Consider the following 16,153-nt stretch of genomic DNA (forward strand, 5'->3'; position numbering starts at 1 on the left):
CCATTCGCGCGGCACGCGAGTCACGAACGCGCGAAGCTTCGGGTCGCCTGGTTCGCCGCTACGAAGGTGCGGCGTCCGGTTCGAGGGACCGGCACATGAACACGTCGGCCCCGAAGGCGCGGGCGAGCACGGAAAGGTCGGGCTCTATCGCATACCCCGTCGTGGCGCTGACCATCGCGATGATGGGGACCTCGGGGCAGACGAGACGAAGATGTGGGAGCGCAGGGGGAACGGTCGGTGTCTCGGGCGGCAGACCAAGCACGATCACATCGGGGCGAAGTTCCCGCAGTTCCTCCTCTACCAACCGATCGGCTGACGTCACCGCTGCCTGGTACCCGCGCAACGCAAACCAATCGGCGCATCGATATCCCTCGGTCAAATCATCATGGACCACCGCCACCGTTTGGCGGCGGCTGAACGTGATCGGTGGGCGAATTGACCGTGGCTGCATCAGAGACTCTGTTTAGGAACCGGATCGTGGATCGGACTGCTCCACCGTCAGGCGCTTCAATTGCTCTTCCATATGCGCACCCCACCAGCCAAAGTCTTGCAGCATGGCCGCCTCGAACACTGTCAGGCGGGCTACCGCAATGGGCCAGCGGCGAGAATACGCCATCGACCGTGATGGCGGCATCGTGGAATCGGTGACAGCGCGACCATGGGAGACTTGGAAGACCTCGAGCAACGACGAGGCGCTCGAAGGCCAAAGCATATGCTGCATATTGGAAACGTACTGACTATGAGGGGGGATAGCTATCGGAAGAGGTTGGATTCTACTGTCGCAATTTACTACAGCCGGTTGTCATCGTTTTAGCGACGACAACCGGCTGAGACGCCGGCATCTACACAACTAACCCATGCTGCATGGCATAGCGGGTCAGTTCGGCATTGTTCTTGAGATTCATCTTGTCGAGGATTCTCGCCCGATAGGTGCTGATCGTCGTCACGCTCAGATGGACCTCCTCCGCAATATCGCTCACGGTCTTCCCGGAGGCGATCAAACACAGCACCTCGTACTCGCGGTCAGAGAGCCGCTCGTGCGGCATCTTATCGACGCCGGTCCGCACGGTCATGGCCAGCGCCTCGCCGACCGACGCGCTGACATACTGCCCCCCTGCCATCACTTTCTTCGCAGCCTGCACCAATTCTTCCGGTGCACTGGCTTTGGTCAAGTACCCCGCCGCCCCGGCCTTGAACATTCGAATCGCATATTGATCCTCCGGATGCATGCTGAGAATCAGGACCGGCAACGCCGGCGCCAACTGCTTCAACTCCTTCAGCACCTCAGGCCCGCTGCGCCCCGGCATGCTGATATCCATCACGACCAAGTCGTACTTCGCCTCGCGGACATGGTCGAGCATTTCCTGCGCATTGCCGCATTCCGCCATCCTCGCGCCTTCGAAGCCTTCTTCAAGAATATCTTTCACCCCGCGACGAAACGAGGGATGATCATCTACCACCAAAATCCGGACTGCGGCGGTCGATCCCATTGTTGCGGACATATGTTCGCCTCCCTTCTCTACCGTGGTAATCGGAGCGCGATCGTCGTCCCCTCGCCTTCGCGGGAATCGATGTGGACGTCGCCTCCGAGGAGACTCGCCCGTTCGCGCATCCCCAACAGCCCGAACGATTTGGTATCCACGAGCCGGTCAGGCGGAATCCCGCGTCCGTTGTCCTGCACCTGCAGCAGAACCGACGTGCCGAGATCTTCCAGACGCACGTCAACCGCCGTAGCCTGCGCATGCCGGGCGACGTTGGTCATTGCTTCCTGACAAATCCTAAATACCGCCGTCGCGTGTTCCGGGTCAACCCGCAAGTCCTCATGGCTCACCATACATCGGCACGTGATGCCGGTCCTCCGTTGGAAATCTCGGCACTGCCACTCAATCGCCGCCACAAGCCCCAGATCGTCCAACACGCCTGGACGCAGCTCGGCGACGATTCGCTGGACCGACGCAATCGTGGCATCCACTTGCTCCTTCATGCCTTTGATTCGCTCATCCACTTTGCCCCGTTCGGCCGCTCCGAGACGTTCCCCCAGCAGACCGCCAAGGCGAGAAATATCGATTTTCAGACAAGTCAGGCCGACGCCCAATTCATCATGCAATTCACGTGCGATCCGCCCTCGCTCCTCCTCGCGAATCCCTTCCAAGCGCCGCGAGAGCTTTCGCAGCCGACGAAGCGAATCTTGGAGCTGGGCTTCCGCACGTTTTCGTTCAGTCGTGTCCTTGAACACCACCACCGCTCCAACGATCTCGCCGCGTTCCCGGATGGGAGCGCTCACATATTCAACCGGGAAATTTGTGCCGTCCTTGCGCCAGAACACGTCGTCTTCGTTGTACCGAGTCTGCCCTGTCTCGGTTGTTTCACGGATGAGACACAAAGCCTGCGGAACCGGCATCCCGGCCTGGTCCGTGTGGTGCACCAGCGCATGCATGGGCTTGCCGATGAGTTCGTCCGGCTCGAAACCGAACATTTTGGCGGCGGCAGGGTTGACGAACGTCGTGCGTCCTTCGCGATCCACGCCGTAAATTCCTTCGCCGGCTGAATTCAGCACGACTTGATGATGACGGTGCAGACGATCCAACTCCTCTTCCGCCAAACGCCGTTCGGTGATATCGCGGATGATCACCGTGAAAAACAGATCGGCTTTGCCCTTCCATGCGGCCAGGCTCAACTCCAGCGGAAATTCGATTCCGTCTTTCCGTCGTCCGACCAATTCCAAAGTGCTGCTCGTCATAATGAGCCGCTCGACCAGCCTCGCGCGCTGCACGTTCCACTCGAGCACCTCGTGGTAGCGCTCCGGGATGATCGTCATGACCGGTTGACCGATCATCTCCTCGGCGGAATACCCGAAGGTCGCCTCGGCGCCCTTGTTCCAGAACGCCACCTTCATGAGGGCATTGACGAGGACGATCGCATCCTTGGTGGACTGCACGATCGATCGCAGTCGCTCCTCACTGTCACGCAGCGCATCCTCGATGCGACGCCGCTCGGTCACGTCTCGAAGAATCCCCAACACCCCGACGACCCGCCCCTGCTGCACCTGCGGGGACCCGACGAATTCTCCGGTGACGTAGCCGCCCTGTTTCATGCTGACCTGCATCGAACAGGTGAGCGGGACGCCACGTTCGAGAATCGCCTGCAGAACGTCCTGACAAAAGCCGACGTCGTCGGGATGCAGCAGCGAGGCCAGCGGTTCCCCGACCCACTGCGAACGGGACCAGTTCGTCACGGTTTCAAAAGCCGGATTGAGCGAGGTCAGCACCCCGTCAGACGAGACAGTGAAAATGATGTCTCTGGCGCCCTCGACGAGGCTGCGGAATCGATGCTCGGATTCATATAGGGCGTCTTGTGCACGCTTGAGCCAGGTGATGTCATGGAAGACCGCCACGTTGCCGCGGAGGACGCCGTCGTCACCTTTGATCGGCCTGGTGGTCACGCTGACCCAGCGGCCGCGGGGGTCATCCGTCCGCCGGAGATAAATCTCCGCCCAGTCGACCTTGTCGCCCCGCATGGGGCGCGAGAGCGGCCACGTCTGCGGAGATAGAGGGGTGACCGTGTCGGCTTGAAGAAACCCATAGCGTTCCGGCCACTCCGACGGAGGTACCGCGCCGGGCGGTCCGCCGAGGATACTTTCGAGCGCCGGGTTGGCCAACACGAATCGGCCTTCTTCATCCGTCACAACCACGCCGTCGCCCATACTCCGCAGAATCGAATTGACGATGCGCGTCTGCTCACGCAATGCCCCTTCCGCTCGTTCGAGCGCGTGGGCCCGGTCTCGTAAGGCTTCCTGCGCCTGCGCCATCCCGACCGACTGCATGCGCACTGCATCTTCGTAAACCGTCAGCAGTTGCTCCGCCACAACCGTTCGCGACTGATGCCGCGCCGCGTCGCGGAGCAGCCCGGTCGCGCCTTCTCCGACACCCCGAGCTAATTCCGAGTCCGGCGGACCGGTCTCATCGAAGGCGAGAAAGGATGACTTGGCGCTCAGCGCCAGCGAACGGAAGAGTTTGGCCGTTTCGCGAGGAATCGGGATTCGCGAAAACAAGATCACGGCGAACAGGTCACGCGAGGGGAGCAGCCCTCCGAAGCATAGGACTGACTTGACTCCATACTTATGAACAAACCCCTCTTGCACGGGCACATAGGGACTGCCCACCGCATCGGGAACATAAAATACGTTGTAGGACTTTTCCGCAAGATCGACCAGCCACCCGCCCTGTGCATCGACGGAGGAATCGAGCGACACCCCGAATTGCTGCAGCAGCTGCGAAAACATCGGAAACTGCTTCACGAACTCAGCGCTCACCATCGGAATGGCCCGATAGCGAGACGAGGCCTCGACGCGATTCCAATCCGGCTCCTGGCCGGCCGTGGCCAAGAGGGTAAAGCACTTCAGTTCGGGGAACGGCGCGATTCCGCCAAGGCGCTCGCGCGCAATGCGTTGGGTATCCGGATCGAGATGCTTGAACGACGTCGACTTGAAGCAGCGAACCAGCACACAGTCGCGCATGCCGGTTTGACTGTCACCGAGCGTGGCCTGCAGGTACTGCACGACGCGGGCGGCGGCGTCTTGGAGTGAAGCGGCCTGCGAGCCGATCTGGCGGATGACCGCGGAACACTCCGTCATGTCCGAAAGGGAAAAAGAGGCCAGACTGTACACGACAGGCCCTCGGGTGGATGGAAGGATCGGCGGAGTATGGAGGTCGAGGGGGACCACCATCGCGCCCACCGGACCGTGGTCGACAGGAATGCAGGCGTGAACGGAGTCTAGTGAAGGGGTCCCGCCTTGTCAAGGCGAGGGAGTCGGAGAAGGGGCATGATCGGCCCGATAGCGCATCACTCGCTGTCGAATATCTTCCAGCGCCTGCGCTCGCCCATCCAGTCGATAAAAGGCCGTCAGATGGCGAAGCGTACGTTGGCTGGCAACATGGTCCAGTCCCAATGCCTGCTCCTGAATCGAGAGTGCCCGCAGCAGGAGTTGCTCGGCTTCTTGGTCTTCACCGAGATCGTGGGCCAGTACACCCACGTGGTCGAGATACAACGCAATCGTGGGATGCTCGCCGCCGAGAGCTTCTTCCGCCAGGGCGATGACACGATGCCCTAGTTCCAAGGCCCGCCGCTTGTCTCCACGCTCCTCGACATCGATCATTTGCTTGGTCAGGTCCAATACGTCCGGTTCTGCGCTGGATTCCTGCGCCCGCACCATCCCTCCATAGCCGTTCAACAGGGTGAGGAGGAGAACGGCCGGCATCCAGCTCATGCCTTTGTGTTTCCAAGACAACGACATCATTGTGGGGCAGCTCCACCGCCGATCGCCTGCTCCAAGAGCCCGAGATCGGATGGATACGTGAGTTTGGATCGGGCTTCGTCGAGCGGCAGCCAGAGCACCTCTTCGACCTCTCCGTCAGGTGTACGGGAATGCTCGATGGGCGACATGCCGAACCACACGACCGTCTTGCGGAATCGGCGACCTTCTCGCTGAAACCAATATTCCGTACAGGCGAGCTGCTTGTCGATTCGGCAACGCCACCCCGTTTCCTCCTCAACCTCTCGCACGGCAGCCTCGGCGGCGGTCTCCCCGTTATCGAGCCGCCCTTTCGGAAAACACCACACCGGACGTCCTTTCGCGTCGGAGACGCGGACAAGCAGAACCTGGGCTTCCCGAAGCACAACACCCCCAGCCGAGACGATCATGTTTCCGCCGGACACAACTCCTCCTCTTCGAGCAGCCTGCCTGCGGCAACTACGAGGCAGTCCGCGATAGACCAAGGTACCACGCCAGCAGACGATCCTGAAGACGATCCGGCAAAATCCGTTTGAGCAGCGCCCGAAACTTCGCATCCTTGCCGACCAGGTATCGAGCCCGGGGATTCTCGACGGTCATAACATGCCTCACGACGCGTGCCACTTCGTCGGAGGGAATTGCGCGCTGAGCGGCTCGACCCAAGACTTCCTGCAAGCGGCGCAGCTGCGGCTCATACAATGCCAACCTGTCTGCAGACACCCCCGCCAAGGCCCTCGTCGCTGACAACGTCGATCGCGCCCAAATATTCGATTGAATCGCTCCCGGCTCGATCAGCGTGACCCGGATACCCCAGGGCGCCAGTTCCAAACGCAAGGCGTCCGTCATGGCCTCCAATGCGAACTTTGAACCGCAGTATGCGCCGAGAAACGGCGTCGCAGCCCGGCCGGCGATAGAACTCATATTGATAATGCGGCCGCCGCTTTTCCGGACCAACGGGAGAAACGCCTGCGTGACGGCCAACACCCCGAGCACATTAATCTCCAGTTGCGTACGCATGTCCTCCAGCGGCAGAAGTTCAAGCGGGCCGGCCACCGCGATGCCGGCATTGTTCACCAAACCGGCCAGCCCCGCAGTCTCGACCTTTTCTGCGACACAGGCACGGGCTGCCTCGATGGATACGAGATCCGTGACATCCAGCAGAAGCGGTGTAAGGCGATCCGAGGCAAGGCGTCGCAGCGCTTCACCGTCCTCCACACGACGCACGCCGGCAAACACGGAAAAACCCTGCGCATCGAGATACCGGGCGCAAGCGGCCCCGATACCAGAAGACGCTCCCGTCACGAGCACCGCGTTCCGCCATGAATTCGTCATGCCATACCCTTCACCCCGGCACACTCCATCACATCGATCACATGAGCGGCGCAGAGTAACACGCTGAGGGAAAAAGAGAAATCCTGCCGCGACGGGCGCGTTCGCGGGGTGAGTTGCGTGAACACGCTGCCGGTTCAGCCTCTCTATTGAGAAGAAATGACCGCAGAGTTTCCAGTACGGAAGCCGCAACGAGATGAGACCCATTCGAGTGCGTTTGACAGATTTCAATCATCATCTAGACTTAATCCATGTCGGCACACGACACCAAAGTAGATTCAGTCCCGCGCAAGACCGCTCGATACGCGTTGGCATGTTGTGCGAGCCTCGCGTTGTTGATGACTCTCACATCCCCGGCCTCGGCTGGCCGTTCGCTTTCCGTGCCGATTTCCACGGCAACCCCGGCCGACGAGTCGCAGGGGTTTCCGATGTTCACTATGAAATGGGACGAGGGTTCGCAGCCCGACCCTCTCAGCCTGCGGTGGGGCCGAAGCCAAGTGCCCGTTCGCGGCGCAGGCATGGCGGCGATCCCGGAGGCGTTTCGCTTTGCCTTAGACCGGCTCGCTCCAACGATCCGACCGACCGGCATCCTGTCGCTCTACGCCAACTTTACGGGACCATCACGCGGGGAAGAGTCCGACGCCAGCGTCGCCTTGGCGGTCGGCTTTCTGGCGATATTGAAGGGAGACCGTCTCCTGCAGGATGTCACTGTGACCGGCACACTGACTCCGTCCGGAGAAATCGGCCCAGTCACGCAGGTCGCTGAAAAGGCCAAAGCCGCGGCCCGGGCCGGATACCGCATGCTGCTGGTTCCTCGCGGTCAATTCTATGCCCCGCGAGTGAACTTGGCCTATCTGAGGAGCGAATCCAAATTGCTCGTCTACGAAGTTGGAACCATCGACGAAGCGTATGAACTCATGACGGGCAAGAAACTCTGACCGCCCGCTCCGCCTCTCCCCTCCTTACATCCAATTGCTGATCAGAATGAAGGGCGCCCAATAACTCGGGTGCTCGCGCCCGAGTTCCACCATCATCTTTTGTTGCGCCCGTTGAAGGGCTGCGGCCTTGGTGATGCTGGGATCCCGCATCTGCCGATAAAACTCCGCGACGAGTTCGGACATCGCCGGATCATCCCGATACCAGAGACTGGCTAAAGCGCTCCGCGCGCCGGCCTTCACCGCAAGCCCCGTGAGTCCGAGCGCCGCCCGATCGTCGGCAACGGGAGTCTCCGTTGCACTGAGGGTAAGCAACTCGACCGGTGTCTGCCTGTGGCGGAGCAGTCCGACCGACTGCGACAATCGATCCATCGACATCTTCTCGTCATGGGCCACGACATAGGAGCTTGCAGCCTCTCCCTCGATCACGCCCCGCGATGCGATGTGGATGATCCCCACATTCTGCTCTTTGAGTTCCCGTTCCACCGCAGGCAACACGAACTGGGTATCCATGAGGAGCCGACCTCCATAGAGCGCCCTGATAGCCTGAACCTCCGTCGCGACATGCGGTAATCCGGAAAATCCCTGCACCGGTTCCGTCAATCCCATCGACAGCAGCTGGCTCCTCGCACGATCCGCGGGGCGCGCATCGGTCAATTCCATGCTCGGTGTCACCGCCACGGCGAACGTATCGACAAGGAAATGGCGACCATCATGGAGCGCGGCAAACGGAATCGTTCGCAGCGGTCCATCGGGCACGACGATCAGGGTCGTCACCCCCATCGCAAGAAAGTCGCGCTGCAACGGCGCAACGAGCCATTTATACAGCGACTGAGCCGACCCCAGGTATCCCTGCGAACGCCGATCCTGCACGAGTTTCCGGAACGTCCTGGCTTCCTGAGTCAACCGCTCGGCCTCGACCGGCACGCCGTAGCGTCTGAGTCCACCCGATGTCTGTACCACCAACTCTAGTCGATCTTGCAGCATGATCGGATACAGCACGGCCGTATTGACGGGCAATGCCTGACCACGCTGCGCCACCCGCACCTTGGAGACGCAATCATCGCGGAAGTAGTCCTGCAGTTCCGCGACGTGCGAGGCTTCCACCGCATCGCGCACTTGGACCAACCACTCCTGGGTCTGTTCCGTCGATTGAGCAGTGGCTGCGCGACGAAGCAAGGTATCCTCGACTTCCGTGAAGAACGGAGCCACCGTCTGACGGAACGAATGATGCCGCCCTTGGTAACCGACAGAATACTCGTAACGGATGGGCTTGAGTGCTCCCATCGCCCGTTGATAGGCGGCAATAGCCTCATCGTCCTTCCCGCCGGCCTTTAGCAGCCGTGCGGTCTGCCACTGCCAGAGGTAGAGCGATTCCGGGGCATTGACTTTCTGCGCCGCCAAACTGGCTTTCCGCGTAAAATCCAGCGCCTCACCATACCGGCGCTCCCGTTCCAACAAGGAGCCCATGTAGCCCCAGGCAAAGGACTGGGCCCGTGCGTCGCCGAGTTTCGTTGCCACCTGCGCCGCTGCGACAAAGGAGTCCGAGGCATGCCGGAGCAATGTGGCCGTGGCGGGCTTATAGGCCGCCGCTGCCGCCGCCTTCGCGGAGGTCTTCTTGGCATCTTCCGACGAGGCGGCCTTGCGGAACGAACCGCCGGAACGGAGATCGTCGTACCCGAGGCCGATGTTTAAGAGCCCATACGATTTCGCGTAACTGTCCTCAAGGCCCCGCACCTCTTTTGCCGCCGCATCCAACGCCCGCTCCGACTCCGCAAATTGCTGGTCGTCAAGCAGCGCCATCGCGAGATTGACTTGGGCCGTCGCAGCCAAGGTGGCTTGTCGGGTTTGGCCAGCGAGTGCCTTGCTCTCCGAGTACACGTCGATCGCCTCGGCCATCTGATCCTGAGCCACCAGCACATTGCCGAGGTCGTTCAGCAACGTCGCCTGCAAAGCCGGTTTCTTTTCCTCGCGCGCCAGCGACAGCGCTTTGGTCAGTTGATCGGCTGCCTGCGCACCCTGACCGAGCGAATGGAACGAGACGCCGAGACGGCCGAGAATCGTGGCTGTGAGCGTCCGGTCACCGACCCGTTCAGAGATCTGCAAGGCGTGCTGTAACGTCTCTTGCACGCGCTTGACCTGCCCTTCCTGTTGAAGAGCGTGGGCCAAATTGATCAGGGCCTGGGCTTGCTCACGCGCCTTCCCTTCGGCTTCATACAGCCGCGCGGCCTGGGTCCAGTGCACGGCGGCTTCGCCAAACGCACCGTCGGCAAACCGGCGCTTGCCCTGCTGCATTTCTTGAACGGCACCAGCCGGTTCCGGCAAGCCACTCGCGTCTGCGAACACTTCTGCAGAGGCCAATAGAACCAGCGCGCAGCAGCCAGTCATGACCAATGTGCGAACAGGCCTGTCGGCAACGTTTCCAGCACTCGCCCCCGACATGCTCCGCCGTCCCTGCATCATGGATACATTGGAGTCCATCGTCCCCTCCCTCATGATCGGCACGCTCCCGTCAGGTCGTGCTGGTTCAGTGCGGGCGGCAACGCCGGTTGAGCCGGCGCCCCCGCCACCTCGAGGGCACGATCCAGGCTGCTCGACTGAGCCCCGGCCTCTTCCAGCACGGCAGGACTCGACAAGGCGGAGCCTGGCTGCGGCGGGGCCACCTCCCGCGACGACTGGACGAAACTGCTCGCCTGCCCGAACCGATTCGCCGCGCAAGGGTCGGAGTTTTTTGCCAAGGACTGCGGTCCAAACACCGTGGCAGCCGTCTGAACGTTCTGTTGCAGAAGCTGCGCGGACTCCTGATTGAATTGGAGCACCTGAGCAGCGGCAAAGGGATTGATTTCGAACACACTGCTTGGAGCCCCGAATACGTCGGTCGGAAAAGTACCACCACCGCTGACCGAGACACGGATCAATCCGCCGCTCTGGTTCGTGGTGTTTGAAACCGACGCGCCTTGAGGAATGGTCAGGGTCGAGGGAAAGAGCTGGATCGCTGTGATCCCTGACTGGGCCAAGGCCGGCGTTACTTCGATGACCGTACCGGTCGTAGCCTGAATGCTTCCTGGAGTCCCGGAAACGCCGGCTCCGCTCGACGGCAGCGCCGCTTCCCCGATCGAGCCGAGGCTCCGCAAAACCGGCGTGGCAGCCGTGAGGTGCGCAGCTTCGAGTCTGATCGGTCCGCCGGCGATCATGAGCACACCGTTCGGCGCCGAGATCGTTGAGCCTTGAATCGCAACCGGAGCAGGTGCGCCGCCTCCGCTGAATCCGAAAGCCGTGGGGGCGGCGGAACTGAAGGAAAACACGCTGGAAGGCGAGGTCGAGAATACCGCGTTGTCTGAGAAACGCAGGGACGTGGCAGTGGTAATGTAGATGGAGGCGCTCGTGTTGATGCTGCCGGATGGACCGATCAGCACACCCGCTGGATTCATCAGGAACAGACTCATTCCGTTCATGACCACGGTGCCGTTGATGTTCGAAATATTTCCACCCGTGACGCGGGCGATCGCGTTCAGCACTCCTCCGGGATTGACAAACGAGACGCTTTGGCCGGCTCCGACGTCGAAGGATTGAAAACTGTGGAAGAGGTTGGCGCCGCTGTTCGGGCGAAACCCGCCGGTGATGAGGCTTTGCGAACCATTGTGCGTGACAGTGGTGCCCAGAGAGCCGTCGGCGACGGGCGCCGTGAGTGCTTGAGCAGAGACCATCGAAGCCATACTGCACAGCATCGCAAGCGAGAGGCCCAGGCACTTCGTCAGGTGGCCCCCTCCAGGGTGTCCGATATTCATACCCCTCCTCCTTTCCGTCGATCCCGGCAAGCGTCCAGTCTCTTTACTCCTTTCCGCACGGAGGAGCAAGAGCATCGATGTGCCACAAAGCCGCTCCAGTCGGCGCTTCGCGGGAAATCCTCCGAGAGCCATTCGAACGGAATTCTATGCGGCGTCATCAAAACGCCTCGACGACCAACTGCAGATGCACCCCATGGTCTTGGAGGTTGCCGCGGTGCGTGTCGAAATTGTTGAGTTGCTTGCCCCAGTAGAGCTCGAACCGACTGTTTTTCCAAAAGTTCCACACGGTGCCGAGCCCGAGACTTGACAGCGTCTTCGGGGGACTCGTGGGTGTGGGCACCGTGGTATCCCAACCCCGCCCGATGTCGAAAAACGGCACCAGAAAGAGTGTGTCGACACCGGCTTTGCTCGTATAGACCGGTACCCTCCACTCGATGGAACCGATCGCGGCGTTGTCGCGAATCAAGGTGTATTCCCGATAACCGCGAACACTGTAGCGTCCTCCGACCGCCATCTGTTCCAGGGGAAAGAGGTGGTCGTTGGAAAGTTGCACCAGCCCGCGAGCAAACAATTGCGATCGCCACAAGGGCAACTGACGGAGATACTGGGCTTCACCCAACCAGGAAAAGAACCGCGCATCCGGTCTGTTGGGATCGCCGTTCGCTGTGGCATCCAGAATCCCTACGCCGACGGAGAATCTGGACAGCAGCGAGAGCACTTGCTCGGAAGACCGTTGCGTATATTCCTGGCCGAACCGCAGGGCCGTGACCTTGAACTTGCCGTTTGGCGAACCGAGCACCAATTCCTGCGGTTGCCCGCCGAGAAAGCTTTCGTTCTGCTCATGCTCCGCGGTCAAGCTCATGGCGAACTCGCGATCAACGCGGCGATACATCGGCTGGCGGACGGAGATCCCGAAAATTTGGGCCTTGTTTTCGATATCGAGCACGTCGAAGGGGCTCTCCTTCACGGCGAAATTGAACCGGCGATACTGCACCGCCACCGTCGTGTCGTACCGATTCACGGGCACTGCGTAGCGAAAGTTCAAGATCGGGTTGACGCCGGCGGATCGTCCATACTGCAGACTTAACTGATCGCCGAAACCGAAGAGATTCTGGTGGGCCAACGTGATGAAGCCCTGTTCCGCCCCGACCACAGGAGATTGAAAGTTGTTGAACTCCAGCCAGACCTTGAGCGGATTGGCCTCGGTCACCCGCACATTCAACAGACTATCGCCTCGCCCCAATCCAGGCTGCAATTCGGCATTCAACCGCTGAACGCGAGGGTCAGCCTGCAACAACTGCAAACGTTCCTGGAGAGTGTTCACATTGAGAGGAGGCCCCACCGCCGTTTCGATCCGGCTTCGGAAATAGGACGGCCGAAACCAATTCGTGCCTTCAATGTTGATGTCTGTCAGCTTCCCTTCGATGATGTGGACGGTCAACACGCCGTCGGACACCGATTGGTCAGGGATGATCGCACCGGACGTGACATACCCGTGATTCGTGTAGTAGTAGGTCAAGGCCAGTCGCAGCGCTTCCAGATCTTCCGCAGTCAGTTCCCGATCTACAAACGGAGCAGTGACACCAGCCAATTGTGACGAGGTAAATGCCGTGTTGCCGGTGACCTGAATACCTTTGACGAGAATTTTCGGAGCTGTGATGGGCACGCCGGATGAAATCGGAGGACGAGGCGCCGGCGTTTCGAGCGGGGCCGGTTGCACCGGCGGCGGCGCATCAGGCACCTGCGGTGGCTTCGGAGGCAGCGGCACGAACTGCGCAAGTGCCGGGGATACCAGGCCGCCGAACAGCAGCACGCCCGCGGCCATGCACAGCAACCGACCGAACGAGCTTCCACGTAACGGCACTGAGCGGCTCATGTCGTGCGAACTCTTCCCCATGCGCGCCGCACCTGCTGCCCTGCTCTCACCCATCTCAAATGTTACCCACTCACTCACGCGCATGCCTCCTTCCCGCTCCGAACGGCCGCTATGATTCGAATGCGTTTGTCACGCCGACAGCCATCCGAGCTCCGAGACAGGCAATCCGAGGTGGGATGTATCCCGACAGTGGACCGTCCGGATGTGTGAAACGACGGCGGCGAAAAAGTTGCTTATAACATGTCAGGATTCAAAATACTGCTATTGATTTTGGTCTGGGACAGGCCGACGCATCGAAAAGATGGGCTAAGAAAAACAGAGTGCTGCAGTCTTGAGGAATGTTTGGGGCGACGCCAGAGAAAGGGGTGCGCCGTTGATACCGTCCTCAAGCCATCACGATTCAAAAGCCCGAGGACGGTTCATCAGCGAGCTCGGCTGCCTTGCGCAGCCGTGGGATCAACGCCAGTCGTTGATCAACAACAACGGTGCCCAAAAGCCTGGGTGCTCATGGCCTGGTTGGGACAATATTTTCTGCTGTGCCCGTTGCAACGCAACGGCCTTGCCGACGCCGGCTGTTTGCAACTGACGGTAAAACTCCCCCACGAGTTCCGTCGTCGATTGGGGATCTCCCGGCCACAGGCTCGCCACTGCGCTCCGGGATCCGGTCTTGACTGCCACGCCCGACAAGCCCAAGGCCGCACGGTCATCCTCGATCGCGGTCTCGCAGGCGCTGAGGGTCAACAACTCCAGCGGCTCCCGGCGATACTGCATCATCCCAACCATCTGCGCCAACCGATCCATGGAAATCTTTTCATCATAGGCCAACACGAACGACGAAGCGGCGTCATGACCGATTTCGCTGTGGGAGGCCACGTGCACGATGCCGATCCGTTCATCCTTGATGTTTTGTTCGAACGACGGCGCTGAGAACTGCGTATCCATCAACATCGTCCCCCCGTACAGGGTACGGACAGCTTGCGCCTCGGACGCGGCGGTCGGGGTTGCAGGGAACCCCTGCACCGATTCGCTGATCCCTGTGGTCAGCACCCCTCCCTTGCCTCGCGCCATTGTGCTGAGGTCCGTCAGCTCCATTCCCGGCACCATCGCCACCGCATACTTGTCGATGACAAACTGCCGCCCATCGTGGAGGGCCGCCATGGGGATCGTCCGTAGCGCGCCATCCGGAACCATCACGAGCGTCGTAATACCGCCGGCCAGCAAATCCTGGTGGATTGGGGCAACCAGCCATCCGTACAAATTCTGGGCCGAGGCAAGGTAGGCCTTGGAACCGGGATTTTGCACCAACCGCCGGAAGGTCCTGGCTTCCTTGGTCACGGCTTCGGCTCCGACCGGCACACGAATTTGCTTCAAGCCGGCGGCCGTCTCAACGAGCAGCTCCAAGCGATCAGGCAATGCGATTGGGTACACCACCGCAGCGTTGGCGGGAATTCTCCCACTTTTACGCAGGGCTCGAGCCGCCGTCACGCAATCGTCCTGGAAATAATCCTGTAACTCAGCGGCGTGGGAAGCTTCCACGGTGTCCCGAACTTGGGCAAGAAGCTGCTGCGCTTGATCGGAAGATCCAGCGACCGAGGCGCGTTGCAGCAAGGAGTCCTCGATCTCGAGGAACAAGGGCGCCACCGAGGTGTAGAACGAGTGATGTCGCCCCTGTGCGCCCACCGAGTACTCATACCGTATCGGTTTCAACACCGACAGGGCGCGCTGGTAGGCAGCCGCCGCTTCGTCCTCTTTCCCACTCGCCTTCAACAGTCTGGCCGTCTGCCACTGCCATCGGTACAACGCCTCCGGCGCCGACACTCTCTGTGCCGCCAAGACGGCTTTCCTGGTCTGATCGAGCGCCTCCGCCGTTTGTTTCTGTCGTTCGAGCAACCCACCCATCAGCCCGTAGGCATAGGACTGCCCCCGTGCATCTCCCACCTTCGCTGCCGCCTCACCTGCGGCGGCATAGGCCTCCGACGCGCGCTGGAGCAATGAACTTCCCGCCGTGGTCCCGACGGCTGGTCCCGTTGGTGACGCGACCTTTGCCGCATTGCCCGAAGACTTACCGCGTGTCGCAGCCGCCACTGAGGCAGCCTGGAGTTCCTGATACCCCGTCCCGATCGCCAGCAACCCATTCACCTTCGTTCCACTGTTCGCCAACAGCTGCGCCGCGCCCCACGCTTCCTCCAAATGGCGCTGCGCCTGGGTGAGTTGCCCGTCCTGAATCAATACGGTGGCTTCATTGACCTGCGCGATGACGCCCAGCGGCGGATTCTTGACTTCTTTCGCCAATCCTCGGCTTTCTTCATACACGTCCACGGCTTCGGGGAACTGCTGCCTCGCGGCCAGCACGTTGCCCAAGTCGTTCAACAAGCTGGCCACCAACGAAGAATTGCGTTCTTCGCGTGCCAGGGCCAAAGCCTTCGTGAGGTGCTCTGCCGCCACAACTTCCTTGCCCATGGCATGAGATGCAGTGCCCAGTTGTCCGAGAATCGTGGCCGTCAACCCGCGATTGCCGATCTGCTCGGACAGCTTCAGCGCCTGCTGCAATGTCAGCTGTGCCCGACGAATCTGGCCCTCTTGGCGAAAGGCGTGCGCCAGGTTGATCAACGCCTGACACTGTTCCTTCGGCTGTCCTGCCTGCTCATACAGCTGTGCCGCATTCATCCAATGGACGCCCGCCTGCGCATAGGCCCCCTGCTGAAAGCGCGCCGTCCCTGCGGCACTCTGACCGGCCGCATCCCCGGCCGGTTCGTTCGCGGGTTGCGCCGTTGCGGGACCTTGCAAGAAAAGCAGCCCGAACAACAATCCCGCGCCGAAAATGCTCCACCGTGTGCGTCCCCACACCCGGCGGTTTCTCCCTTCAGGCAAGCCGGCCCACCCTCTGCCAATCCGAACTCCACGCTGTGCTCGTCGTCTCAGCATCATTCCCCTC

The 16,153-nt window shown here is 60.9% G+C and carries 12 protein-coding genes; 1 reads left to right on the plus strand and 11 read right to left on the minus strand.

All coding sequences use genetic code 11. The features are described from left to right. Window positions 1–58: 58 nt before the first annotated feature. The 7 genes from KF814_03370 to KF814_03400 form a co-directional block, all read right to left on the minus strand. Window positions 59–451: a hypothetical protein gene (locus KF814_03370; GenBank protein MBX3235169.1), complete on the minus strand. Its 393-nt coding sequence runs from the start codon at window positions 449–451 to the stop codon at window positions 59–61. Between the two features lie 12 nt (window positions 452–463). Beyond that, a complete protein-coding gene (locus KF814_03375; GenBank protein ID MBX3235170.1) occupies window positions 464–721 on the minus strand; it encodes a hypothetical protein in 258 nt (85 codons plus the stop codon). A 121-nt stretch (window positions 722–842) separates the two neighbouring features. Further along, window positions 843–1,490: a response regulator transcription factor gene (locus tag KF814_03380; protein MBX3235171.1), complete on the minus strand. Its 648-nt coding sequence runs from the start codon at window positions 1,488–1,490 to the stop codon at window positions 843–845. A 29-nt stretch (window positions 1,491–1,519) separates the two neighbouring features. Then, window positions 1,520–4,726 carry a PAS domain S-box protein gene (locus KF814_03385; protein ID MBX3235172.1) on the minus strand — a complete coding sequence of 1,069 codons (3,207 nt, stop codon included), beginning with the start codon at window positions 4,724–4,726 and terminating at the stop codon, window positions 1,520–1,522. A 69-nt stretch (window positions 4,727–4,795) separates the two neighbouring features. Then, the gene (locus KF814_03390) at window positions 4,796–5,296 is read right to left on the minus strand and encodes a tetratricopeptide repeat protein (GenBank protein MBX3235173.1); all 501 of its coding nucleotides are present in this window, start codon (window positions 5,294–5,296) and stop codon (window positions 4,796–4,798) included. Then, window positions 5,293–5,715 (minus strand): NUDIX domain-containing protein, encoded by a 423-nt coding sequence (locus KF814_03395; protein MBX3235174.1) that lies wholly within the window; start codon window positions 5,713–5,715, stop codon window positions 5,293–5,295. The genes KF814_03390 and KF814_03395 overlap by 4 nt, the downstream gene beginning before the upstream one ends. 34 nt (window positions 5,716–5,749) lie before the next feature. After that, on the minus strand, window positions 5,750–6,622 hold the full coding sequence (locus KF814_03400; protein ID MBX3235175.1) for an SDR family oxidoreductase: 873 nt from the start codon (window positions 6,620–6,622) through the stop codon (window positions 5,750–5,752). A gap of 335 nt (window positions 6,623–6,957) precedes the next feature. Here KF814_03400 and KF814_03405 point away from each other — a divergent pair, with 335 nt between their 5' ends. Then, entirely contained in the window at window positions 6,958–7,557 is a 600-nt protein-coding gene (locus KF814_03405) for a hypothetical protein (GenBank protein MBX3235176.1), read from the plus strand. 24 nt (window positions 7,558–7,581) lie between these two features. On the opposite strand, the gene KF814_03410 is transcribed toward KF814_03405, so the two are convergent. The 4 genes from KF814_03410 to KF814_03425 all read right to left on the minus strand — a co-directional run bounded on the left by KF814_03410 (window position 7,582) and on the right by KF814_03425 (window position 16,146). After that, window positions 7,582–9,942 (minus strand): CHAT domain-containing protein, encoded by a 2,361-nt coding sequence (locus KF814_03410; protein MBX3235177.1) that lies wholly within the window; start codon window positions 9,940–9,942, stop codon window positions 7,582–7,584. Between the two features lie 104 nt (window positions 9,943–10,046). After that, complete coding sequence (locus KF814_03415; protein MBX3235178.1) at window positions 10,047–11,342, minus strand: filamentous hemagglutinin N-terminal domain-containing protein; 1,296 nt, start codon at window positions 11,340–11,342, stop codon at window positions 10,047–10,049. 157 nt (window positions 11,343–11,499) lie between these two features. Further along, window positions 11,500–13,218: a ShlB/FhaC/HecB family hemolysin secretion/activation protein gene (locus tag KF814_03420; protein MBX3235179.1), complete on the minus strand. Its 1,719-nt coding sequence runs from the start codon at window positions 13,216–13,218 to the stop codon at window positions 11,500–11,502. A gap of 456 nt (window positions 13,219–13,674) precedes the next feature. Continuing rightward, a complete protein-coding gene (locus KF814_03425; protein ID MBX3235180.1) occupies window positions 13,675–16,146 on the minus strand; it encodes a CHAT domain-containing protein in 2,472 nt (823 codons plus the stop codon). Window positions 16,147–16,153 lie beyond the last annotated feature (7 nt).

The organism is Nitrospiraceae bacterium (assembly GCA_019637075.1).
Classification (GTDB): Bacteria; Nitrospirota; Nitrospiria; order Nitrospirales; family Nitrospiraceae; genus JAHBWI01.